Source organism: Nocardioides seonyuensis, assembly GCF_004683965.1.
Lineage (GTDB): Bacteria > Actinomycetota > Actinomycetes > Propionibacteriales > Nocardioidaceae > Nocardioides > Nocardioides seonyuensis.
Window position 1 is genome coordinate 3,773,550 of the sequence record NZ_CP038436.1, and the last position, 21,295, is coordinate 3,794,844.

Sequence of the window (21,295 nt, forward strand, 5' to 3'; positions counted from 1 at the left end):
GACCGCCGCCCGAGTGCTGACCGCCGCCCGGCGCGCACTGCTGGCCTTCTTCGGCGTCCCGTTCGTCCTGGCCGTCGTCATGTCCCTGGTCGACTCCTACCGTCGGCGGGGCAAGAAGCCCAAGCCCTTCCCCGTCACGCCCCCGCACACCGTCCAGGTGGGCCCGGGCGAGCTCACGACGTACACCTTCGGTCGCGACCTCTACGCCGACATGCTGGCCGCGATCGAGGGAGCCAGGAAGCAGATCCTGTTCGAGACCTACATCTGGAAGGGCGACGAGGTCGGCGAGCAGTTCAAGGCCGCCCTGACCGCGGCCGCCGAGCGGGGTGTCGACGTCTACTGCATCTACGACGGCTTCGCCAACCTGGTGGTGTCCCCCCGCTTCAAGAAGTTCCCGCCGTCCCTGAAGGTGCTGCGCTACCCCGTCTACCCCGCCGGCGTGAAGTTCTGGAGCCTCAGCCGCTACGGCCGTGACCACCGCAAGCTCCTCGTCGTGGACGAGGAGGTCGGCTTCGTCGGCGGCTACAACATCGGCACCGCCTTCGCCACCGAGTGGCGTGACACGCACGTCCGGGTCACGGGGCCCGAGGTGTGGGACCTCAAGCGCGCCTTCGCCGACTTCTGGAACCTCAACCGGCGCCGCCGGCTGGGCCGGAGCGAGCGCCCGCTGCTCCTGGAGACACCGGCCGAGTGGGACCCCCGCGTCCGGATCCACCGCAACGTCCCCCGGCTGTGGATGTTCCCCATCCGCAACATGTACCTCGAGGCCATCAGCCGCGCGACGCACAACGTCTGGCTCACCGCGGCCTACTTCATCCCGGACGCCGACTTCGTCGACGCCGTGTGCGACGCAGCCCGCCGCGGGGTCGACGTGCGCCTCCTGGTGCCCCACAAGTCCAACCACATCGTGGCCGACTGGCTCTCACGCGGCTACTACTCCCAGCTTCTGGGTGCGGGTGTACGCATCCTGCGCTACCGCGACGCGATGGTGCACGCCAAGACGGCCACCATCGACGGCAGCTGGGCGACGGTGGGGACCGCGAACATCGATCGTCTCAGCCTCACGGGCAACTACGAGATCAACCTCGAGGTCCACGACGAGGAGTTCGCCGTGGCCATGGAGGAGGTCTTCGCCACCGACGAGACCAACACCCTCGAGCTGACCCTCGGCGAGTGGGAGGCACGCGACCTGCACCGCAAGTTCACCGAGGCCGTCCTGGCTCCCCTGCGACCGTTGCTCTGAGAGACGCCCCCACCCGCGCTTAGCCTCACCTCGTCGGGAGGTGGGTGGGGACGCTCATCCGGGGACCGCGCCGCGGTCGCGACTGTCCACCGGTCATCGCCATTGCGACAGCACGCCCACGATGGGGGCGGTAGGGCTCGAGCACCTCGGCCATCTCGTCGTCGCTGATGTCGTGGCCGAAGAGCGCCCAGCCGAGCTGGTTGGCCACGTGGTAGTCACCGAAGCTCACCGCGTCGGCGTCACCGAGAGCGCGCTGGCGCACCTCGGCACTGGTCCACACCCCGATCCCCGGCAGTGACCTGAGCCTGCGGTCGGCCTCCTCGACGTCCAGGCCGACGACCCGCTCGAGGGCGGCTGTCGACCGACAGGCCGTCACGACCGTGCGCGACCGCGCCGGGTCGACCCCGAGCCGGAGCCACTCCCAGGACGGGATCCGGGCCACGTCCGCCGGACTCGGTTGCACGAACAGCCGAAGGTCGGTGACCGGGCCGGGCGCCGGCTCGCCGTGGCGGCGCACCAGCTCGCGGAAGGAGCCGAAGGCCTGCTTGCCGGTGACCTTCTGCTCCAGGATCGACGGGATCAGCGACTCCATCACCAGGCCCGTGCGGCCGATGCGCCAGTGAGGGCGACGGCGCCGCCCCTCGGCCACCTGGGGGTGGAGCGGCTCGAAGCCCGTCGGGTCGTCGTGGGCGCCCAGCAGCGCGGGCATCGAGTCGAGCAGCCACTCGGCGCCCGCGCCCCACGCCGTACCGAGGACGACTCCCTCGCTCGCGCGGCTCTCCACGCGCAGCGTCGCCGGTCCGACGGGGGTGCGGGCGGCACGCCAGACGCGGCCGACCTCGTCCACCCGTTGCGTGGGGTCGCCCGCGCCGCGTCGCTGCGGTCCGAGCACCTGACGCACGTCGCACGGCCAGGCAGGCCGCCACGTGCGCATCAGTCCGGGATCCACGATGGCGACGCTAGCCGACGCGGCCGACTACGTTGGAGGCATGCGCGACACCGGGAACCGCCGCGATCTCGAGGACGGGATCAAGCGCGACTTCAGCAAGGACATGTCCTACGGCGACTACCTCCGGCTCGACCTGCTGCTGTCGGCCCAGCAGCCGCAGTCGGACCCGCCGCAGCACGACGAGCTGCTCTTCATCGTCCAGCACCAGACCTCCGAGCTCTGGCTCAAGCTGATGGTGCACGAGCTCCGGTCAGCCCGTGACCTGCTGCGCGGCGACGACCTGGCTCCCGCACTCAAACGGCTCGCCCGCGTCAAGCACATCCAGCACACCCTCACCGACCAGTGGTCCGTGCTGGCGACGCTGACGCCGAGCGAGTACGCCCAGATCCGGCCGTTCCTGGCCACCTCCTCGGGGTTCCAGTCAGCCCAGTACCGCGAGGTCGAGTTCCTCCTCGGCAACAAGAACGCCGACATGGTCAAGGTGTTCGCCCACGACCCGGCCGCCCACGACGAGCTCGGGACGCTGCTGGGCGAGCCCTCGCTCTACGACGAGTTCCTGGCCTTCCTGGCCCGCCGCGGGTACGCCGTCCCGCCCGCGCTGCTCGAACGCGACTGGTCGCAGCCCTACCGGCTGGACCCTGCGCTGGTCACCGTCTTCGCCGAGGTCTACGCGTCCCCCGCGGAGCACTGGGGGGTCTACGAGACCTGTGAGGAGCTGGTCGACGTCGAGGACGCCTTCCAGCAGTGGCGCTTCCGACACCTCCAGGTCGTGCAGCGCACGATCGGTCACAAGACCGGGACCGGAGGCTCCTCCGGAGTCGACTTCCTGCGCCGCGCGCTCGACCTGACGTTCTTCCCCGAGCTCTACGAGGTCCGCACCCAGATCCCCCAGTGAGCCGACCGTGTCACGGGGCGACGAGTCCTTCCGGGTCGATGCCCTCGGCCCGCAGGCCCCGGGCGACGCCGGCCCGGTCCGCGTCGGAGCGGTTCTGGCTGAGCTTGGCCTTGGCCTCGACGGACTCCACGAGGAGCTCGACCCCGACGATCGGTCGGAGGTTCTTGCGGACGTAGTCGCTGGGGGCGTCGGTCACGTGCCAGCGATCGGCACGGTCCTCCTCGTGCCGGTCGGTCAGCCGGGTGACCAGGTCCTCGACCCAGTCCGGGTCGTCGTGGACGCGGATCCTTCCGCGCAGGTGCACCGTGGAGTAGTTCCACGTCGGGACGACCCTGCCGTGCTCGGCCTTGGACGCGTACCACCCGGGGCTCACGTACGCGTCCCGCCCGGTGACGACGGCCAGGGCCGCGCTGTCCTGGACGATGCGACGCCAGTGCCCGTTGGCCCGCGCGAGATGGCCCACCAGGCGCTCTCCCTCCCAGAGCACGGGCAGGAAGGTGACGTCGGGACTCCCATCCACGTCCACGGTCACGAGCTGGGCCGTCCCGACCGAGGTGACGAACCCCCGGACCTCGGCCGCGGGCATGGCGTTGGCTGCCGGGACGTAGAGCCGGGTGTCGTCCATGCGCCCATCCTGCCCACTGTCGGTGGCTCGCGGCAGACTGGTCCCATGGACGAGTGCCGGTTCACGGGTGACCTTTTCCGGTGGGACGCGCAGGAGGCGTGGTTCTTCGTGACGCTGACGGAGGAGGCCACAGCAGCGGTGCGCGAACACCCCGTCCCGCCGCGGGGCTTCGGCTCCGTCAAGGTCGAGGTGACGCTCACCTCCGAGGCGGGCGAGACCACCTGGCGCACCTCGGTGTTCCCTGACAAGCAGAGCGGCCGTTTCCTGCTGCCGGTGAAGGCCGCGGTGCGCAAGGCCCACGACGTCGACGAGGGCGACTCACTCGATCTCGCCCTGGTGGTGCTGGCATGAGCGTCCTGCTCGCCGACGTCGTCGCCACCTCCGAGACGGTCGGAGCCACCCGTTCACGCAAGGCGAAGACCGAGGCCCTGGCTGCCCTGCTCCAGCGCGCTCTCGCCGAAGGCGCCGACGCCGACGACCTGGCCACCGTCGTGGCCTACCTCTCCGGCACGCTGCGCCAGAGACGCACCGGGCTCGGCTGGCGCGGCGTGAGCGAGGTCCCACCGCCTGCGACGGAGTCCACCCTCGGCGTGCATGAGGTGCACAGGGCGTTCGAGACGCTCTCCCAGCTGCGCGGCGCCGGGTCCCAGGCCGCTCGCAAGACGGCCGTGGCCGAGCTGTTCGCCCGGGCGACCGCCCCCGAGCAGGCCTGGCTGCGTGCCGTGGTGACGGGCAACGTCCGTCAGGGCGCCCTCGACTCCAGCATCCAGGAGGCCGTCGCCCAGGTCGCGCAGGTGCCGCTGGCGGCCGTGCGACGCGCAGCGATGCTCTCCGGCAGCACCCTCGCCGCCGCCGCGGCCGCGTTCGCCCAGGGCGAGCCCGGCCTCGACGAGATCGGGCTCGAGGTCGGCCGACCCGTCCAGCCGATGCTCGCCTCGAGCGCTCCCGACGTGACTGCCGCCCTGGCCAAGGCGGCTGGCGGCGAGCAGGTCGCGATCGACGCCAAGCTCGACGGCATCCGCATCCAGGTGCACCGCGACGGCGAGGACGTTCTGGTCGTCACCCGGAGCCTCGACGACATCACCAGTCGCCTGCCCGAGGTGGTGGCCGTCGCGCGCTCGATGCCGGCCGATCGGTTCGTGCTGGACGGGGAGGCCCTCGCGTTGGACGACCTGGGGCGCCCCCAGGCCTTCCAGGACACCGCGTCGCGCACCGCCCAGGCCGGCGGCGTCGAGGTGACCCCCTACTTCTTCGACCTGCTCCACCTCGATGGTCGTGACCTGCTCGACTCCCCCGGCCACGAGCGGCTCGCGGCTCTCGACTCGCTGGTGCCCGAGGCCCATCGCGTGCGGCGCCTCGTCACCGACGATCCGGCCGAGGCCGAGTCCTTCACGGCCGAGGTGCTGGCTGCCGGCCACGAAGGAGTCGTCGTCAAGGACCTCTCCGCTCCCTACGCCGCCGGGCGCCGCGGCTCCGCCTGGGTCAAGGTCAAGCCCGTGCACACCCTCGACCTGGTGGTGCTCGCCGTCGAGTGGGGCAGCGGCAGGCGCCAGGGCTGGCTCTCCAACATCCACCTGGGCGCGCGCGACCCCTCCTCGCCGAGCGGATTCGTGATGCTCGGCAAGACGTTCAAGGGCATGACCGACGAGATGCTCGCGTGGCAGACCCAGCGCTTCCTCGAGCTTGAGACGCAGCGTGAAGGACACGTCGTCCACGTGCGTCCTGAGCAGGTCGTCGAGATCGCCTTCGACGGGCTCCAGCGATCCACCCGCTACCCCGGCGGAGTCGCGCTGCGCTTCGCCCGGGTGGTCCGCTACCGCGACGACAAGCGGGCGGAGGGTGCCGACACGCTCGACGACGTACGACGCCTCGCGCTCGGCCGTCCCTAGCACACGGCGCGTCACACCGTGTAGAACTCTGCGTCACTGTGGTGTTCGACACATGCGATCCAGTTGCGAAACACCCGCACGTCAGGTGTCCGACGACTGTCGTGCGCGACGTACACTTGCGCTCATGGCCACACCTTCAGCCGCCCCTGCGGATCGTCGCAGCAACGCCGCCACCCGCCGGCGTCAGCGCGAGCGCGAGATCATCGACGCGACACGACAGCTCTTCGACGAGCGCGGCGTCCGTGACGCCCAGATCGAGGACATCGCCAAGGCGGTGGGCATCAACCGCGCCATCGTCTACCGGCACTTCACCGGCAAGGAGGAGCTCTTCGCCCTCACCCTGGTGCAGTACCTCGACGAGCTGCGCGTCAAGCTCTACGAGGTCACCGCCGACACGGCGTCGGAGTCTCCGCGCGCCCAGCTGACCGCCCTGGTGACCGCGTTCGCCGACTACGGCCTCGAGCATCCGGCGTTCGTGGACAACGCGCTCGCCCTGATGCGTCGGCGTGGGCCCGACCTGATGGCCGAGGTCAGCGAGAGCGCCATGTTCCGCCTCGGGCGCAGCATCGGCGGCTGCCTGGCGCTGCTGACGGGCGCGATCGAGGCAGGGGTGGAGGCAGGCGACTTCCATGTCGAGAAGCCCTATCTCCTCGCCAACCTGCTCTACGCCAGCGGGCTCGGCACCCTGCAGCTGGCGCGCGTCGGTCTCCTCGTGGCGGAGGCTGCTCCGGGCATCCCCCAGGTCAGCAACGTCACCACCGACGACGTGCGCGAGCACATGGTCATCTCCGCCCTGGCGCTGGTCTCCGGCCCCAGGGCCATCGACGCGCTGAAGGACCCCGAGTCGAAGCAGTCCTGAGCCTTCAGCGGCTCAGGTGCCTGGCGCGGGCGAAGCAGAAGAGCCCGTAGCAGGCGATGCCCACGCCGATCGCGACGAGCAGGACCTGGCCGAACGGATAGCCGAGCACGGTCTGCAGCGCCTGGTCGAGTCCGCCGGACTTCTTGGCCCGGTGCTCCACCGCGGCGTAGACGAAGAGGCCTCCCACGAGGATGATCGCGATCCCCTTGGCGATGTAGCCGACCTTGCCGAGGAGCACGTAGGCCGACCCCTCCTTGCCGGACTGGCCCTGGGCATCGAGGTGCTCGGTGAACTTCTCGGTCCAGCCGCGGACGACCAGGACCCCGCCGTAGGCCATGATCGCGAGGCCGACAGCACCCACGATGACCTGCCCCCCGGGGAGGTCCATCACCTTGGCCGTCGTGGAGTCCGTGCCTCCCTTGGAGCCGTCTCCCAGCGCTGTCTTGGCGGCGCTCCACCCGAGCGCGCCGTAGACCGCCGCCTTGCCGAGGGAGGTCAAGCGCTTCCTCCACCGCTTCTTGGTGTCGGTCTCCTCGGTGAACCCGAAGGAGAACTCGAGCAGGCGCCACACGACCAGGAGCAGCATGCCGACCGCGACACCCCACACCAGCGCGGCCCCGAGGGGCTGCTCGGCAAGCGCATGGAGGGCACCGGTGTTGGAGGCGCTCTCCTCCTTCTCGCCCAGGGCCAGCTGAAGGGCCAGCCAACCGACCATCAGGTGCACCACGCCGTAGGCCACGAGCCCGATCCGCACCGCGTGGTCGAGCCACTCGCTGTGGTGGACGGACTCTGCTGCGGAGGAGGCGGCGTTCATGGGCTCAACCTAACCCGTCGCCGGCCTACGTCAGACGAGGGCAGCGCGGTCGCGCAGGACCGAGCCGAGGATGCCGTTGACGAACGTCGGCGAGTCGTCGGTCGAGAGCTCCTGCACGAGGTGGACGGCCTCGCTCATGGCCACCTCGCCGGGCACGTCGTCCTCACCCCACAGCAGCTCGTAGACCGCTATCCGGAGGACGTTCCGGTCGACCGCCGGCATCCGCGCCAGGGTCCAGTCACGGCTGTAGGTGGTGAGCACCTCGTCGATGCGGTCTCGGTGCTCGACGACGCCGTGCACGAGGGTGGTCGTGTAGTCGTTGGTCGGGCCGACCCCGGCCTCGATCGCGCGCTCGAGGGCCAGAGCGGGCTCCTCCGAGCGCTGCTCGGAGGCGAAGAGGATGTCGAGCGCCCGCTTGCGGGCCTTGGAGCGTGCAGCCACGTCGCTCGGGTCAGCCCTTCACACGGCCGAGGTAGGACGAGTCGCGCGTGTCGACCTTGACCTTCTCGCCGGAGGTGATGAACAGCGGGACCTGGATCTGGTGGCCGGTCTCGAGCGTGGCGGGCTTGGTGCCGCCGGTCGAGCGGTCTCCCTGGAGGCCGGGCTCGGTCTCGGAGATGACCAGCTCCACCGAGGCGGGGAGCTCGACGAAGAGCACCCGACCCTCGTTGGTCGCGACGATCGCGTCCTGGTTCTCGAGCATGAAGTTCTTGGCGTCACCGACGACCTCGGGCGACACCTCGATCTGGTCGTAGGTGCTGGTGTCCATGAAGACGTAGGACGTGCCGTCGTTGTAGAGGTACTGCATCGTGCGCTTGTCCACGTTGGCCGTCTCGACCTTGGTGCCGGCGTTGAAGGTCTTGTCGACGTTCTTGCCCGACTCGACGTTCTTGAGCTTCGTGCGCACGAAGGCCGGGCCCTTGCCGGGCTTGACGTGCTGGAAGTCGACGACGGTCCAGAGCTGGCCCTCGATGTTGAGGACCATGCCGTTCTTGAGGTCGTTGGTGGTTGCCATGCGCGTGGGGTCTGCCTTCTTGTCGCTGGTCAGGGGTACGGCGCCTGCGGGGCCGACGAGCCAGTCTAGGGGGCGGCCGAGGTGGCGCCCAACCTGTGGGCAGCCGCCGGTCCGGCGGGTACGGTCGTGGACATGCGCGTGACGATCTTCGGCGGCCACGGCCACGTGGCCCTCCTGCTCGCTCCCCTGCTCGTCGAGGCCGGCCACGACGTCCAGTCGGTGATTCGCAACCCCGACCACGTGGACGACGTGGCCGCCACCGGCGCCACCCCGGTGGTGTCGTCTGTCGAGTCGGCGGGCACCCCGGAGCTGACCTCGCTCCTGGAGGTCCAGGATGCCGTGGTGTGGTCGGCCGGGGCGGGTGGCGGCGACCCAACCCGGACCATGGCGGTCGACCGCGACGGCGCGATCCGCTCGATGGAGGCGGCCGAGGCCGCCGGAGTGCTGCGTTACGTCATGGTGTCCTTCTCCGGGGCGTTCCCGGAGTTCCTCGTCGGCGCCGACGACCCCTTCCGGCCCTACATGGACGCGAAGATCGCCGCCGACGAGCACCTGCGGGCCAGCGGCCTGGACTGGACGATCCTCGCTCCCGGGCCGCTGACGTTCGACCCGGGGCACGGCACCGTCAACCCCTCGGCTGCTCGGGGTGAGGGCGACACCGCGCCACGAGAGCTCGTGGCACAGGTCGCCGCGGCCGTGATCGACGATGCTCGCGCCTCTCGCCGCACGCTGGTGGTGGGTGAGGGAGACGTGCCGATCGACGAGTGGCTCGGGTCGATGGGGTGACAACCTTCTTCACCCGCCGCGCGTCACATCGAGCAACACGTTCTACGCAATCGGGGAAAAGAGATGAAGCTCCGCAGGTCCGCTGCACTGACTGTCCTGGCACTGGCTGCCGGGTCCACCTCGGCGGTGGCGACGTCGTCGCCGGCCTCGGCCGCCCCCACCACCTGCCAGGGCAAGGCCGTCACCATCGTCGCCTCCACGACTGTCACCCGCGGGACCGAGGGCGAGGACGTGGTTGCCATGGAACCCGGTGGCTGGAGGATGTTCGACGCGTTGGGCGGCAACGACACCATCTGCCTCGCCGCTGCTGCGGGGATCTCCAACGATCGCGACCCCATGCCGCCCTCCGGCTGGCTGGACGCGGGGCCCGGTGACGATGTGGTCGTCAACCTGATGCCGACAGGCACCACCGGGGTCGCCACGACCGTCGTCCTCGGGCTCGGCAACGACAGCTTCCAGGGCGCGGACGTCGGCGAGAAGGTGTTCGCCGAGAAGGATGTCGCCGACTTCTCCGACCCCGACCTGGTCGACCCGGAGCTGATCGGGCAGCAGCGGGACGTGGTCACGAACGCCTCGACCGTCTTCAGCGCAGCCCCCCACGACGGTCCCAACACCGACCGCATCTCACTGGGAGCGCAGGGAGCGCGTGTGGTCATGGAGGGTCCACTCGCCCCGGCCGGCCTCCTCGACGTCTCCGCCGCCGACTCCCCTGTCCTCGAGGTGCGTTCTCCCCGCCGTCTCGGGCCTCCACCCGGCGGTGACGTCGTGGTCGACAACCGGTCGCGCACGATCGCTGCGGGACTGCCGGTCATCACGTGGTCAGGAGAGTTCTCCGCATTCCTCTTCGGGACGCCCCGCCGCGTCACCGAGCAGCCTGCAGTGTCGTTCACCGGAACCGATGCGGATGAGTCCGTGACGTTCGCCGACATCCCGGTCGGTGACGTGGCGATGGGCGGCGGCGCGGACGCGCTCGACGTCCAGTCCTGGAACAACCCGTTCGTGCCGCGGTCGGCCGACGGTGGGGGCGGACGTGACACGGCCTCCATCGACTCGACCTGCCGCGACCTCGAGGTGCGCCTCGACGTCTCCGCCGCCTGCGACGGCCGTTCCGGATCGTTCACGAGCTTTCGCGACGTGACCCTCGACGGGAGCTGGTCGCCCGGCGGCGCCGTCACCCTGGTCGGCACCCCCCGCAGCGAGCGGCTGCTCGCCAGTGGCCACGCCGTCGTGGTGCGCGCCGGCGCCGGCCATGACGAGATCATGGTTGACGACAGCTGGTCTGCGCGCGTCCGCGCGGGTGCGGGACGCGACCGAGCGGCCGTGAGTGGCGACGATGTCGTACTGCTCGGACAGGGCGGTCGCGACAGGCTCCGGCTGCTCGGCTCTGCCGGCTTCGAACAGCCCTCCGGCGCCCGGCACCAGAACCTTGCCCGCGGCGGCCCGGGCAACGACGTCCTCCTCGGGTCGCCGTACGACCCACCTGACCGTCTCGTCGGCGGACCCGGCAAGGACAGGGCAGACGGGCACAGAGGGCGACACGACCGTTGCTACGCCGAGGTGACGAGACGCTGCGGGCGCCCATGACCTGTACGCGTTGCGCCGCCGGCTCACCGACCCTGCTCGGACTCGTTCGCTGACAGCGGATCGACGCGCAACGGCCTGGCTGGCAGCGTGGGACCATGGACCTCCTCGTGCTGGGTGGCACCGCGTTCCTGGGCAGGGCGATCGCCGAGCACGCTCGCGAGCGCGGACATGCCGTCACCTGCCTGGCCCGCGGTACGACGCCCCCGGCCGAGGGGGTGGACTTCGTCGTTGCAGACCGGGACGACGATGACGGGTTGGCGGCAGTGGCAGACCGGCGTTGGGACGCGGTCGTGGACGTCACCCGCCAGCCCGGCCAGGCGCGCCGCGCCGTACGCGACCTGAGGACCGACCACTGGGTGTTCGTCTCCAGCGCCAACGCCTACCGTTCGTTCGACTCGCCCGACCTGCCCGAGTCGGCGCCGCTGCACGAGCCGCTCGCCGGCGACGTGATGGCCGACATGGAGCAGTACGGCCCCGCCAAGGTCGCCTGCGAGGACGCCTTCCGGGCAGCGGAGGGCACCGCGACGATCGTGCGGGCCGGCCTGATCGGAGGCTACGGCGACGACTCGGGGCGCAGCGGCTACTACCCGTGGCGCTTCGCCCACCCGACCGGCCCCGACGTCCTCGCGCCCGACGCCCCGGAGGCGACCTGCGGGATCGTCGACGTGGCCGACCTCGCCGAGTGGATCGTGCTGTCGGCGGAGGAACGCATGGACGGCGCGTTCAACGCGTGCGGGCCGTCGATCCCGCTCACCGAGATCCTGGCTGCAGCGCGGCGGGTGGCCGGTCCCGGCGCACCGCCACCCCGGGCGGTGCCCGCCGAGGTGCTGGCCGAGGCCGGCATCTCGGGGTGGATGGGCCCGGCTTCGCTACCCCTGTGGATCGACGACCCGGCCGACCGCTTCTTCGGCAAGATGGACGCAGCTCGCGCCCAGGCTGCGGGGCTGCGGACCCGCTCCATCGAGGAGACCCTCGCATCAGCCCTCGCCTACGAGGAGGTGCGGGAGACACCGCGTCGCGCCGGTCTCTCCGACGACGAGGAGATCCGTCTGAGGGCCGCCCTCGACGGCGCCGGGTGATTTTGCAACCTTCCTCCACCCGTTCGCGTCTTGGGAGCGATTGGATGGGAGGTGCACGGTGCACACGAACAGCACGCTGGCGGGATCCAGCGGACCAGGACCGGGGGTGGCCATGGGCAGCAGGGCGCCCTCGCGCGACGCCGAGTTCTCCGACTACATGGCAGCGCGCCAGCCGAGCCTGCTCCGCACCGCCTACCTCCTGACCGGCGACCAGCACACTGCCGAGGACCTCGTCCAGACCTCGCTGGCCAAGCTCTACCTGTCATGGGACAAGGTCCAGCAGCGTGGGTCGCTCGACGGCTACGTCCGGCGGATCCTGGTCAACGAGCACAACTCGTTGTGGCGCCGCGCCTGGAAGCGTCGCGAGCACTCCACCGGTGAGCTGCCGGAGCGCGAGCACACCGATGCCTACGACGACGGCCTGAGCAGCGCGGTGTGGGACGTCGTACAGACCCTCCCTCGCAAGGCACGGGCAGTGGTCGTCCTGCGCTACTACGAGCAGCTCTCCGAGGCCGAGACCGCCGAGCTCCTCGGCATCTCGGTCGGCACCGTGAAGTCCCAGTCGAGCCGCGCCCTGGCCGCCCTCCGCGAACGCACCCCCGACCACCTCAATCCCCGGAACCGCGAGGAGGAGCGATGAACACGCAGTACGACGAGCTCGAGACCCTCGTGGGCACCGAGCTGCGCGACCGGGCCGGCGACGTCGACGGCGCCCGGCTGACCTTCACAGACGTGCGCGGCCGCGCTCGGAGGATCCGCCGTCGCCGTCAGGCAGGAGCCGGCGTGGCCGTGGCGGCCGCCCTGGCGATCGCCGTCCCGCTCGGCCTCAGCGGGGGCGGGTCCCTCGACTCCACCGAACGGATCGACCCGGCGGTCCCTGACCAGCAGGAGGTGGTCCGCACGACGTTCAGCACGGCCGGTCTCGACCGTGGCGCGGCGCCGGCGGTGGAGTACTTCACCGAGGAGGGCGTCGTGCTTCCGGAGCAGGGCGTGCAGCCCTTGGAGGAGAACTGGCAGGCCCTGGTCCCCGGCGGACCGGACGGCGGCTGGGTGGCGCTCAGCCCCAGCAAGGACGACGTCGTGGTGCTCTCCGAGGACTTCGAGCGCGTCTCCGAGCAGCCGGGCGGTCAGGTGCTGGTGAGCAACCCGGACCGGTCCCTGCTCGCCTGGACCGTGCCGGGCGCCGACTCCCAGACGTTGGTGCTGCGACCGACGGCGGACCCGTCGAGCGGCTCCGCGTGGGAGCTTCCTCCCGGCCCTGCGGTGCAGCCCGTCGGCTTCGTGAGCGACGCCAGCCTGGTCTACCAGTCGACCGACGCGCAGGGTGTCGCCGAGATCGGCATCGCTCACGAGGACGGGACGACGTCTGCGTTCGAGGACGACTGGCTGGGCGCGATCTCGGCCAGCCCGGCGAACGGGCTGGTCGCCGTCCAGACGAGGTCCAATCCGGACATGTCCGGCTGCTTCGGCGTCGTCGACCCGTCGGCGAGCACCTCGAAGACACTGTGGGACACGTGCGGATACTCCCTAGGAACGTTCAGCCCGGACGGTCGCTACGTCCTGGCGAGCGGCCCCTACCAGTCGGGGTCGGGCCTGGACTCACTGTCGATCCTCGACGCCCGCACCGGGGCCCTGGTGACGAACTTCCAGTCCGAGCGGGGCACGATGATCCCGCTCTCCGGCGTGGTGTGGGAGACGGCCGACACCATCATCGCGGTGGCCAACGAGGTCAACTCGTGGACCGTCCTCCGTTTCGGTGTGGACGGTCGGGTCGAGGAGACCACGGAGCCGCGGAACGGCTCGGACTACGGCGACACGCCGTTCTTCCTCAGTGCCGACCGGCGACCCCTCTGAGCGGCCGCCGCCACGCTCGAGCAAGCGGGCGTCATGACCTCCGAGGTCATGGCGCCCGCTACCGGTCGAGCCCGAAGGTGGTCGCATGACCACGACAACCACCTCCCTCAGCACCTCGTCCACCACGACCCGCGACGCCGGCATCCGCCACTCGCTCGTGCGGCCCTTCCTCCTCACTGACGCGGCGACCACAGCCGTCAACGGGCTGGCCTACGTCGTCGGCGCGGCATGGCTCGCCGACTGGTTCGGAGCCCCCGCCGACCTGCAACGCGGCCTGGGCGCGTTCCTCCTGGCCTTCGGCGTCGGTGTCGCGCTCCTGGCAGTCCGCCGACCCGTCCCGCGACGCGGCGTCCTCGCGCTGGTCGTGCTCAACGAAGCATGGGTCGTCGCGAGCCTGGCCTATGCCGCGATGGGCGACCTGACTGCCCTGGGCAGGGGCTGGGTGGTGCTCCAGGCTTTCATCGTCGCGGCCTTCGCCGCGGGGCAGCTCTGGTTCGCCCGCCGAGGCTGACATCGTGGGAGCCATGACCCTCGAGCTCGTCCGCGAGGAGGTCGGCGACCTGGTCCGCCACTGGCGCCAGCGTCGCCGACTCTCGCAGCAGGCCCTGTCCGACCGGTGCGGTGTCTCCACCCGCCACCTGTCCTTCATCGAGACCGGCAAGGCATCGCCCAGTCCCACGATGATCGGGCAGCTCGCGGCCGCGCTGGACGTCCCGCTCCGGGAGCAGCGCCGGCTCTACACCGCGGCCGGGTTCGTGCCCACGACCACCGAGCTACCGCTCCACTCCCCCGCCCTGGCGCAGGTCAACGAGGCGCTCGAGCTGATCCTCGCGGGGCACGAGCCCTACCCGGCGCTGGTGATCGACGGGGGCTGGGACCTCGTCGCGGCCAACGAGGCGGCCTACCGCCTCCTGGCGGACCTGCCGGCCGACCTGCTGGAGCCGCCGGTGAACGTCGTACGCCTCAGCCTCGACCCGCGCGGACTCGCCTCGCGGATCGTCGACCCGGGTGCCTGGCAGGCCGCGATCATGACCCGGATCCGGCACGAGCACGACACCACGGGCGACCCGCGACTGGGCGCGCTGCTCGACGACTACGGCGTTCCCGCATCGGCTGCACAGCCTGAGATCGTGCTGACCCTGAAGCTGCGGGCGGGCGACGGCGTGCTGTCGTTCCTCACCACGACCACGGTCTTCGGCACACCGGGCGACGTGACCGTGGCAGAGCTCGCGATCGAGGCGCTCTACCCCGCAGACGCCGCGACCCGCGATCAGCTCGCAGAGCTCGCCAGGAACGACAACGCCTGACGGTAGCCGTCAACGCCCTCGCCCGCGATCGTCATCGCGGCGTGGGGCTCGACGACCGAGGTGTGCCGGAACTCCTCGGGCCGTTGCTTGGGGTCGGAGATGTGCACCTCCACGAGCGGCGCCGTGAGCTGGGCGCAGGCGTCGTGGAGCGCCAGCGAGTAGTGGGTCCAGGCTCCCGCGTTGAGCACCACCGCGGTGCCGTCGTCGGCAGCGACGTTGAGCCAGTCGAGAAGCTCGCCCTCGTGGTTGGTCTGGCGCACCTCGACGTCCATGCCCAGCTCGGCTCCCCACGAGACACACAGGTGGGCGAGCTCGGCGTGTGTCGTGGTGCCGTAGATCTCGGGTTGACGACGCCCCAGGCGGCCGAGGTTGGGGCCGTTGAGCACCAGGACCTTCACGCGGCACCTCCGATGGCCGAGTAGGCGGCTCGCAGGTCGCCCTCGGCGGGCCCGGCGAGGACGCGCGGTCGACCGACGTCCTCGAGCACGAGGAGGCGGATCTGGGAGCCGCGCGCCTTCTTGTCCATCTTCATCGCCGCGTGCAGGTCGTCGAACGAGGCGGCGGAGTAGGAGGTCGGCAGCCCGACGCGAGCGAAGGCGGAGCGGTGTCGCTCGACGACGGAGGGGTCGAGCAGGCCGGCCCGCGCAGCGACCTCGGCGACGTAGACGCACCCGATGGCCACGGCCTCGCCGTGGCGCACGGAGTAGTCGCTCGTGCGCTCGATGGCGTGGGCCAGCGTGTGGCCGTAGTTGAGCACCTCGCGGCCGGGGTGCCCGTCTGCTCCACCCCTCTCCTTGAGGTCACCGACCACGACGTCGATCTTGACCTGGATCGAACGCTCGATGAGCTCGCGCAGGACGGCGGAGGACGGCGTCAGGGAGGCGGGGTCGTGGGTCTCGACGAGGTCGAGGATGGCGGGGTCGGCGATGAACCCGCACTTGACCACCTCACCGAGCCCGGAGACGAGCTCTTCGCGGGGCAGCGACTCCAGCAGCGACAGGTCGCACAGCACTCCGGTCGGCTCGTGGAAGGCGCCCACGAGGTTCTTGCCGGCGCCGGTGTTGATGCCCGTCTTGCCACCGACCGCCGCGTCGACCATGCCGAGCACGGTCGTGGGGAGGTGTACGACGCGCACGCCGCGCAGCCAGGTGGCGGCGACGAACCCGCCCAGGTCGGTGGTCGCACCCCCGCCGATCGTGACGACGGCGTCCGAGCGGGTGAACCCCGCCTCCCCCAACGCCTCCCAGCAGTCGGCAGCCACCGCAGCAGTCTTGGCTCGCTCACCGATGGGCAGCCCGAGCGCCAGCACGTCGTAGTGCTCGACGAGCACCTCGACGACGCCGTCGGCGAGCGCTCCGAGGTCACCGCCGAAGAGCACGGCGACGCGCTCGACGGACTCGCCGAGGATCCCCGGGAGCCGGCCCGCGAGCCCGTGGCCCACGATGACGTCGTAGGGAGCGGCTCCCGGCACGTGCAGCGTGGTGTCACTCATCGCAACAGCTCCTGGATCTCGGCGGCGACCTCGTCGGGGCTGCGGCCGTCGGTGTCGACCACGTGGGTGGCGACCGACTCGTAGACCGGCGTGCGCTCGTCGAGCAGCGCCTTGATGCGGGCCCGCACGTTGCCGAGCAGGAGGGGTCGGCCGATGCCGAGGTCGACGCGCTTGACGGCGTCGGAGAGCCCGACCCGCAGGAAGACGACGGGCACGTCGTCGAGCAGCTCTCGGGTCTCTGCCCGCATCACGGCTCCCCCACCCAGGGCGAGCACCCCGGTGTGCTCGGTGACGGCGCGGGCCACAGCAGTCACCTCGAGCTCGCGGAAGTGGTCCTCGCCGGACTCGACGAAGATGTCGGAGATCGTGCGACCCTCGGTGGCCTCGATGTCGTGGTCGGTGTCACGGACAGGCACGCCCCACGCCTCGCCGAGGAGGCTCGCGACGGTCGTCTTGCCAGCTCCCATGGGCCCGACCAGCACGACTCGCGGCTTGGTCACGAGTACCTCAGGTTGGCGAGGTAGGACTCCGCGTTGCGGCGCGTCTCGCCCACCGAGTCGCCGCCGAACTTCTCCACCACCGCGTCGGCGAGGACGAGGGCGACCATCGCCTCCGCGACGATCCCGGCCGCGGGGACCGCACACACGTCGGAGCGCTGGTGGTGGGCCACGGCCTCCTCGCCCGTCGACACGTCCACGGTGCGTAGCGCCCTGGGGACTGTCGCGATCGGCTTCATGGCTGCGCGCACCCGCAGGACCTCGCCGGTCGTCATGCCGCCCTCGGTGCCGCCGGCACGGTGGGTGGTGCGGCGCAGACCCTCCTCGGTCGGCACGATCTCGTCGTGGGCCAGCGACCCGGGGGTGTCGGCGAGCTCGAACCCGTCGCCGATCTCGACGCCCTTGATCGCCTGGATGCCCATCAGCGCACCGGCCAGGCGGGAGTCGAGACGACGGTCCCAGTGGACGTGGGAGCCCAGGCCCGGCGGCAGGCCGTGCACGACCACCTCGACGACACCTCCGAGCGTGTCACCGTCCTTGTGGGCCTGGTCGATGCGGGCCACCATCGCGGCGCTGGTCTCGGGGTCGAGGCAGCGCACCTCGTCGGCGTCGAGCCGGGAGACGTCGTCGGCCTCGGGCACCAGCCCGGCGGGAGCGTGCACCCCGCCCAGCGCCACCACGTGGGAGACGATGCGGGCACCGACGGCCTGCTCGAGGAAGTTGCTCGCGACCCGGCCCAGGGCCACCCGGGCGGCGGTCTCGCGCGCAGACGCCCGCTCGAGGATGGGGCGCGCCTCGGCGAAGTCGTACTTCTGCATCCCCGCGAGGTCGGCGTGCCCGGGACGGGGGCGCGTCAGGGGCGCGTTGCGGGCAAGGTCGTCGAGGACCTCCTGGTCGACGGGGTCGGCCGACATCACCTGCTCCCACTTGGGCCACTCGGTGTTGCCGACCTCGACCGCCACCGGGCCGCCTTGGGTCTCCCCGTGGCGCACGCCTCCGACGATGCGGACCTGGTCCTGCTCGAACTTCATCCGCGCCCCGCGACCGTGGCCGAGGCGCCGCCTGGCCAGCGAGTCGGCGAGGTCGTCGGTGGTGACGCGGACGTGGGCCGGCAGTCCCTCGAGGATCGCGACCAGCGAAGGGCCGTGGGACTCGCCAGCAGTGAGCCATCGGAGCATGGGAGAAGTCTCTCAGCCCCAGAGCGCTGCGGCGATCGTCGGCCCCCAGACGAGACCGACGAGGGCACCGATGACCATGAACGGGCCGTAGGGGTAGGGCTTCCTGAGCAGGCTCCGGTCGCGCTTGGCGATGGCCAGCGCCAGGCCGGGCAGGGCGAAGATCACGAACCCGAGCCACACGCCGACCGCCAGCGCGCCCCATCCGGTCCAGCCGAGCACCAGCCCGACGGGCGCCGCGAGGCGGACGTCGCCGAACCCCATGCCGGCGGAACGGACGAACCACAGCAGCCAGAAGAAGGAGCGTACGGCGAGCATGGCGACCAGGGCGCGCACCAGCAGGTCGCGCTCTCCAGTGGCGAGCCCCACGACCACGACCGCGACGATCGCCGCGAGGGTGGCCGGTATGACGAGCACGCGCGGCAGCAATCGGGTGTGCCAGTCGATCACCGACAACGCCACGGCGACGGGGACCAGTGGCAGCAACCAGACCAGCGGCCACTCCAGGCCGGTCGCCCACCCCAGAAGCGCCCCGCTCAGGGCCGAGAGCGCGGCGCTGCGCAGGGCCCGCCCGGAGTCGGCGCCGATGTCGGCGTAGGCGCGCTTGGGGGGCTCTGGCTCCCCAGGAGCCTCCGGCTGTTCCGGCTCGTCCTCAGCCTCTGCAGGCTCCTTCTCAGCCGGCTCCGGCACCCGGCTGATGAGCCTCGGCACCAAGAGCCCGAGCGCCCCGCACAGGATGAGACCGAGCAGCGTGGCGACGACCTGGTCGTTCATGGGCCCGACCTCTCCGCCAGGGCCTTCTCCCCCGCCTCCCGCATCGCCTCGAGAGGCGCGGGACGGCCGGTGAAGAGCCCGAACTGGAGCGCGGCCTGGTGGACGAGCAGGTCGAGACCCGAGACGAGCACGCGGTCGGCCGCCGAGGCCGCCAACGGGGTCGGCCAGGGGTCGTAGAGCACCTCGAACACCACCGGCACGTGGGCGCACCTGGCGACCAGCTCGGCCGTCTGTGCACCGGCCGGGATGGTGGAGACGACGATGTCGACGGTGGAGTCCGGGGCCGGTAGGTCCGGCCCTTCGCTCCACTGTCCGCCGGTCAGCGACTCGATCAGCACCTCGGGCCCTGCCGGGTGACTCCGCAACGCCGCCGCGGTCTCGGCTGCCCTTGCCGCGTCTCGGACGGCCACGTGGACCGTCCTCACGCCGAGGTCGAGCAGTGCCAGTCCGGTGGAGGTCGCGGTGGCTCCCCCGCCGAGGATCAGCGCCGACCGCAGCGGGGCGTCGTACCGCTCCCGGATCGCAGCCGCCGCTCCCGGGACGTCGGTGTTGTGACCGTGGACCCGGGCGTCCTGGAGCACGAGCGTGTTGGCCGCACCCGAGCGGCGCACGTCGTCACTCGCGACGTCGAGCAGCGCGACCGCCTCACGCTTGAGCGGCATCGTCAGGGACAGTCCGCGCCACTCGGGGCCGAGCCCGGCAAGGTACGGCGCCAGCCTGCCGCTCGGCACCTGCGCGGCGTCGTACTCCCAGTCGTCGAGCCCGAGCGCGGCATAGCCGGCTCGGTGCAGCGTCGGGGACAGCGAGTGCGCAACGGGGTCGCCCAGCACGCCGCAACGGGTGCCCACGTGGTCAGCAGGCGTCGGAGGTCTCGCAGTAGGCCTGGTACTCGGCCTTGTACTGCAGGAACTCGTCGTAGGTCTCGGCGAACTTGGTCTCGCCGGTCTTCAGGTCGACGGTGACGTAGTAGTACCAAGGTCCCTCGGCCGGGTTGGCGGCAGCCTCGATCGCGTCCTCACCGGGCGCCTCGATCGGCGTCGGGGGCAGCCCGACGTTCTTGTAGGTGTTGTAGGGAGAGTCCGCGACCGACTCGATCTCGTCGGTGGTGACCGCGATGATTCCCTGCCGGTCGAGTGCGTAGTTGACCGTGGCATCGATCTGGAGCAGGCCGTTCGTGCCGCCCTTGTCACCGGGACCGTCTAGCCGGTTGTAGATGACCCGTGCGATCTTGGGCATGTCGTCCCCGCGCCCCTCGGCCTCCACGAGCGAGGCGATGATCATCACCTCGGCCGGCGTCCTGCCCAGCTCGGCGGCACGCTCCTCGAGCCCGGCGTCCTCGGCGGCCTGCCGCCACCTGTCGACCATCGCCTTGAGGACGTCGACGGGCTTCATCCCCGGCTTGATCTCGTAGGTCGCGGGGAAGAGGTAGCCCTCGGGGTTGCCCTGGGCGTAGTCGGGCAGACCGATCTTGGGACTGTCCAGCGCCTTGTTCCACTGGTCCTCCGAGAACTCGGTCTCCTCGGCCAGGCGGGCGACGATGTCAGTGACCCGCAGACCCTCGGGAATGGTCACGGTGGGGTAGCGCTGGAGGTTGGCGGGGTCGATGAGGACCTCGACCACGTCGGAGGCCTTCATCTCCTTGCGGAGCGGGTAGACGCCGACCTGCACGCCGCTGATCTTGGGTTCGGAGGCCGCCGCCTCGGTAAAGGCCTCGACAGATGCCGTCACGCCCTCGGCCTTCAGGTTGCGGCCGATCTGCGCGGTCGTGTCACCCTGCTCCACCTCGAAGGCCACCTGGCCCGAGCCCGGGCCGGGGAAGTCCTCGGCCCCGGAGAACCGGTCCTCGACCCACGCCTTGCCCCGGTCGAGGGCAAGCCAGAACCCGCCCGCGAGCACGGCCAGGGCGACCAGCACGGCAAGACAGCCCTTGTAGCCCCGGCTCTTGCGACGAGCGCCCCCGGGGATGTACTCGTAGTCGCGCTCATCCTGCTGCTCACTCATGGGGGTCCACCTCGACGATCTCTCCGGGCGCGCGACCGCTCGCCCGCTCCGTGTCCAGCGCAGTCTGCAGGATCAGGACCGCGGCCGCCTGGTCGACCACCGCTCGACGCTTGGCGCCGTGGCGCCCGCTGTCGCGCAGGATCGACTCGGCCGAGACCGTGGTCAGGCGTTCATCACACAGCCTCACGGGCACCGGCGCAATCCGGCGCGCCAGCGAGCCGGCGAACTCACGCACCTTGGCGGCGGCCGGCCCTTCACCGCCCTTCAGGGAGCGGGGCAGCCCGACGACGACCTCGAGCGCCTCGCACTCGGCCACGATCTGACCGATCCGGCGCACGTCACCCCTGCCGCGCCGCACCGTCTCGACCGGGGTGGCCAGGAACCCGGACGGGTCGCTGCGGGCGACCCCGATCCGGGCGTCGCCCGGATCGATGCCGACCCTCACTCCAGCGCGCAA

General features: G+C 71.1%; 25 protein-coding genes. 12 read left to right on the top strand and 13 right to left on the bottom strand.

Annotated elements, in window-relative coordinates; genetic code table 11:
• The first annotated feature begins 79 nt into the window (after positions 1-79).
• Positions 80-1,243, top strand: coding sequence for a phospholipase D-like domain-containing protein (locus tag EXE58_RS18315; RefSeq protein WP_135269698.1), 1,164 nt, complete (start codon positions 80-82; stop codon positions 1,241-1,243).
• 25 nt (positions 1,244-1,268) lie between these two features.
• Here the strand turns inward: EXE58_RS18315 and EXE58_RS18320 are convergent, their stop codons facing one another.
• Positions 1,269-2,192 carry a DNA-3-methyladenine glycosylase family protein gene (locus EXE58_RS18320; RefSeq protein WP_244242314.1) on the bottom strand — a complete coding sequence of 308 codons (924 nt, stop codon included), beginning with the start codon at positions 2,190-2,192 and terminating at the stop codon, positions 1,269-1,271.
• 40 nt (positions 2,193-2,232) lie between these two features.
• On the opposite strand from EXE58_RS18320, the gene kynA reads away from it, so the two are divergent.
• Positions 2,233-3,087 (top strand): tryptophan 2,3-dioxygenase, encoded by an 855-nt coding sequence (gene kynA / locus EXE58_RS18325; protein WP_135269174.1) that lies wholly within the window; start codon positions 2,233-2,235, stop codon positions 3,085-3,087.
• Positions 3,088-3,097: 10 nt separating this feature from the next.
• Here kynA and EXE58_RS18330 read toward each other — a convergent pair whose 3' ends face one another.
• Positions 3,098-3,712 (bottom strand): FMN-binding negative transcriptional regulator, encoded by a 615-nt coding sequence (locus EXE58_RS18330; protein WP_135269175.1) that lies wholly within the window; start codon positions 3,710-3,712, stop codon positions 3,098-3,100.
• A 45-nt stretch (positions 3,713-3,757) separates the two neighbouring features.
• Between EXE58_RS18330 and EXE58_RS18335 the strand changes: the two genes are divergently transcribed.
• From EXE58_RS18335 to EXE58_RS18345, 3 genes are all read left to right on the top strand, one after another.
• Entirely contained in the window at positions 3,758-4,063 is a 306-nt protein-coding gene (locus tag EXE58_RS18335; RefSeq protein ID WP_135269176.1) for a DUF1905 domain-containing protein, read from the top strand.
• Positions 4,060-5,601, top strand: coding sequence for an ATP-dependent DNA ligase (locus EXE58_RS18340; protein ID WP_135269177.1), 1,542 nt, complete (start codon positions 4,060-4,062; stop codon positions 5,599-5,601). The genes EXE58_RS18335 and EXE58_RS18340 overlap by 4 nt, the downstream gene beginning before the upstream one ends.
• Before the next feature lie 124 nt (positions 5,602-5,725).
• Positions 5,726-6,460: a TetR/AcrR family transcriptional regulator gene (locus EXE58_RS18345; protein ID WP_135269178.1), complete on the top strand. Its 735-nt coding sequence runs from the start codon at positions 5,726-5,728 to the stop codon at positions 6,458-6,460.
• Positions 6,461-6,464: 4 nt separating this feature from the next.
• Here EXE58_RS18345 and EXE58_RS18350 read toward each other — a convergent pair whose 3' ends face one another.
• From EXE58_RS18350 to efp, 3 genes are read right to left on the bottom strand one after another with little or no spacing between them, the layout of a single operon-like run.
• Complete coding sequence (locus tag EXE58_RS18350) at positions 6,465-7,274, bottom strand: DUF1206 domain-containing protein (protein WP_135269179.1); 810 nt, start codon at positions 7,272-7,274, stop codon at positions 6,465-6,467.
• Positions 7,275-7,304: 30 nt separating this feature from the next.
• Positions 7,305-7,715 carry a transcription antitermination factor NusB gene (gene nusB / locus EXE58_RS18355; protein WP_135269180.1) on the bottom strand — a complete coding sequence of 137 codons (411 nt, stop codon included), beginning with the start codon at positions 7,713-7,715 and terminating at the stop codon, positions 7,305-7,307.
• 10 nt (positions 7,716-7,725) lie between these two features.
• Positions 7,726-8,289 (bottom strand): elongation factor P, encoded by a 564-nt coding sequence (efp, locus tag EXE58_RS18360; RefSeq protein ID WP_135269181.1) that lies wholly within the window; start codon positions 8,287-8,289, stop codon positions 7,726-7,728.
• Between the two features lie 132 nt (positions 8,290-8,421).
• Between efp and EXE58_RS18365 the strand changes: the two genes are divergently transcribed.
• The 7 genes from EXE58_RS18365 to EXE58_RS18395 all read left to right on the top strand — a co-directional run bounded on the left by EXE58_RS18365 (position 8,422) and on the right by EXE58_RS18395 (position 14,899).
• Positions 8,422-9,075, top strand: coding sequence for an NAD(P)H-binding protein (locus EXE58_RS18365; protein WP_135269182.1), 654 nt, complete (start codon positions 8,422-8,424; stop codon positions 9,073-9,075).
• A gap of 63 nt (positions 9,076-9,138) precedes the next feature.
• On the top strand, positions 9,139-10,659 hold the full coding sequence (locus tag EXE58_RS18370) for a hypothetical protein (RefSeq protein WP_135269183.1): 1,521 nt from the start codon (positions 9,139-9,141) through the stop codon (positions 10,657-10,659).
• Positions 10,660-10,754: 95 nt separating this feature from the next.
• Positions 10,755-11,738, top strand: coding sequence for an NAD-dependent epimerase/dehydratase family protein (locus EXE58_RS18375; protein WP_135269184.1), 984 nt, complete (start codon positions 10,755-10,757; stop codon positions 11,736-11,738).
• 58 nt (positions 11,739-11,796) lie between these two features.
• On the top strand, positions 11,797-12,378 hold the full coding sequence (locus EXE58_RS18380; RefSeq protein ID WP_341869519.1) for a SigE family RNA polymerase sigma factor: 582 nt from the start codon (positions 11,797-11,799) through the stop codon (positions 12,376-12,378).
• Positions 12,375-13,592 (top strand): hypothetical protein, encoded by a 1,218-nt coding sequence (locus tag EXE58_RS18385; RefSeq protein ID WP_135269185.1) that lies wholly within the window; start codon positions 12,375-12,377, stop codon positions 13,590-13,592. Before EXE58_RS18380 ends, EXE58_RS18385 begins: the two co-directional genes overlap by 4 nt.
• Positions 13,593-13,677: 85 nt before the next feature.
• On the top strand, positions 13,678-14,103 hold the full coding sequence (locus EXE58_RS18390; RefSeq protein ID WP_208544074.1) for a hypothetical protein: 426 nt from the start codon (positions 13,678-13,680) through the stop codon (positions 14,101-14,103).
• A 13-nt stretch (positions 14,104-14,116) separates the two neighbouring features.
• Positions 14,117-14,899, top strand: a complete 783-nt coding sequence (locus EXE58_RS18395; RefSeq protein WP_135269702.1) for a helix-turn-helix domain-containing protein — start codon at positions 14,117-14,119, stop codon at positions 14,897-14,899.
• Here EXE58_RS18395 and EXE58_RS18400 read toward each other — a convergent pair.
• The 8 genes from EXE58_RS18400 to ruvX are packed head-to-tail and all read right to left on the bottom strand — an operon-like array spanning position 14,863 to position 21,295.
• The gene (locus EXE58_RS18400) at positions 14,863-15,297 is read right to left on the bottom strand and encodes a type II 3-dehydroquinate dehydratase (RefSeq protein ID WP_135269186.1); all 435 of its coding nucleotides are present in this window, start codon (positions 15,295-15,297) and stop codon (positions 14,863-14,865) included. The two genes, EXE58_RS18395 and EXE58_RS18400, sit on opposite strands and share 37 nt — an antisense overlap.
• Positions 15,294-16,391 carry a 3-dehydroquinate synthase gene (gene aroB, locus EXE58_RS18405; protein ID WP_135269187.1) on the bottom strand — a complete coding sequence of 366 codons (1,098 nt, stop codon included), beginning with the start codon at positions 16,389-16,391 and terminating at the stop codon, positions 15,294-15,296. The genes EXE58_RS18400 and aroB overlap by 4 nt, the downstream gene beginning before the upstream one ends.
• Positions 16,388-16,891, bottom strand: a complete 504-nt coding sequence (locus EXE58_RS18410; protein ID WP_244242315.1) for a shikimate kinase — start codon at positions 16,889-16,891, stop codon at positions 16,388-16,390. The genes aroB and EXE58_RS18410 overlap by 4 nt, the downstream gene beginning before the upstream one ends.
• Positions 16,888-18,066 carry a chorismate synthase gene (gene aroC / locus EXE58_RS18415; RefSeq protein ID WP_135269188.1) on the bottom strand — a complete coding sequence of 393 codons (1,179 nt, stop codon included), beginning with the start codon at positions 18,064-18,066 and terminating at the stop codon, positions 16,888-16,890. Before aroC ends, EXE58_RS18410 begins: the two co-directional genes overlap by 4 nt.
• Before the next feature lie 12 nt (positions 18,067-18,078).
• Positions 18,079-18,837: a prepilin peptidase gene (locus EXE58_RS18420; protein WP_135269189.1), complete on the bottom strand. Its 759-nt coding sequence runs from the start codon at positions 18,835-18,837 to the stop codon at positions 18,079-18,081.
• Positions 18,834-19,685 carry a shikimate dehydrogenase gene (locus EXE58_RS18425; RefSeq protein WP_135269190.1) on the bottom strand — a complete coding sequence of 284 codons (852 nt, stop codon included), beginning with the start codon at positions 19,683-19,685 and terminating at the stop codon, positions 18,834-18,836. Before EXE58_RS18425 ends, EXE58_RS18420 begins: the two co-directional genes overlap by 4 nt.
• A 4-nt stretch (positions 19,686-19,689) precedes the next feature.
• Positions 19,690-20,838 (bottom strand): endolytic transglycosylase MltG, encoded by a 1,149-nt coding sequence (mltG, locus tag EXE58_RS18430; RefSeq protein WP_135269191.1) that lies wholly within the window; start codon positions 20,836-20,838, stop codon positions 19,690-19,692.
• Positions 20,831-21,295 carry a Holliday junction resolvase RuvX gene (gene ruvX / locus EXE58_RS18435; RefSeq protein ID WP_135269192.1) on the bottom strand — a complete coding sequence of 155 codons (465 nt, stop codon included), beginning with the start codon at positions 21,293-21,295 and terminating at the stop codon, positions 20,831-20,833. Before ruvX ends, mltG begins: the two co-directional genes overlap by 8 nt.

Bases quoted from the DNA above. Each gene is read 5' to 3' on its own strand.
- EXE58_RS18420 (WP_135269189.1), bottom strand. From the start codon at position 18,837: ATGAACGACCAGGTCGTCGCCACGCTGCTCGGTCTCATCCTGTGCGGG.
- EXE58_RS18335 (WP_135269176.1), top strand. From the start codon at position 3,758: ATGGACGAGTGCCGGTTCACGGGTGACCTTTTCCGGTGGGACGCGCAG.
- EXE58_RS18365 (WP_135269182.1), top strand. From the start codon at position 8,422: ATGCGCGTGACGATCTTCGGCGGCCACGGCCACGTGGCCCTCCTGCTC.
- EXE58_RS18315 (WP_135269698.1), top strand. From the start codon at position 80: ATGTCCCTGGTCGACTCCTACCGTCGGCGGGGCAAGAAGCCCAAGCCC.
- EXE58_RS18390 (WP_208544074.1), top strand. From the start codon at position 13,678: ATGACCACGACAACCACCTCCCTCAGCACCTCGTCCACCACGACCCGC.
- EXE58_RS18395 (WP_135269702.1), top strand. From the start codon at position 14,117: ATGACCCTCGAGCTCGTCCGCGAGGAGGTCGGCGACCTGGTCCGCCAC.
- EXE58_RS18350 (WP_135269179.1), bottom strand. From the start codon at position 7,274: ATGAACGCCGCCTCCTCCGCAGCAGAGTCCGTCCACCACAGCGAGTGG.
- aroC (WP_135269188.1), bottom strand. From the start codon at position 18,066: ATGCTCCGATGGCTCACTGCTGGCGAGTCCCACGGCCCTTCGCTGGTC.
- efp (WP_135269181.1), bottom strand. From the start codon at position 8,289: ATGGCAACCACCAACGACCTCAAGAACGGCATGGTCCTCAACATCGAG.
- aroB (WP_135269187.1), bottom strand. From the start codon at position 16,391: ATGAGTGACACCACGCTGCACGTGCCGGGAGCCGCTCCCTACGACGTC.
- EXE58_RS18330 (WP_135269175.1), bottom strand. From the start codon at position 3,712: ATGGACGACACCCGGCTCTACGTCCCGGCAGCCAACGCCATGCCCGCG.
- EXE58_RS18340 (WP_135269177.1), top strand. From the start codon at position 4,060: ATGAGCGTCCTGCTCGCCGACGTCGTCGCCACCTCCGAGACGGTCGGA.
- kynA (WP_135269174.1), top strand. From the start codon at position 2,233: ATGCGCGACACCGGGAACCGCCGCGATCTCGAGGACGGGATCAAGCGC.
- mltG (WP_135269191.1), bottom strand. From the start codon at position 20,838: ATGAGTGAGCAGCAGGATGAGCGCGACTACGAGTACATCCCCGGGGGC.
- EXE58_RS18385 (WP_135269185.1), top strand. From the start codon at position 12,375: ATGAACACGCAGTACGACGAGCTCGAGACCCTCGTGGGCACCGAGCTG.
- EXE58_RS18345 (WP_135269178.1), top strand. From the start codon at position 5,726: ATGGCCACACCTTCAGCCGCCCCTGCGGATCGTCGCAGCAACGCCGCC.
- EXE58_RS18375 (WP_135269184.1), top strand. From the start codon at position 10,755: ATGGACCTCCTCGTGCTGGGTGGCACCGCGTTCCTGGGCAGGGCGATC.
- EXE58_RS18370 (WP_135269183.1), top strand. From the start codon at position 9,139: ATGAAGCTCCGCAGGTCCGCTGCACTGACTGTCCTGGCACTGGCTGCC.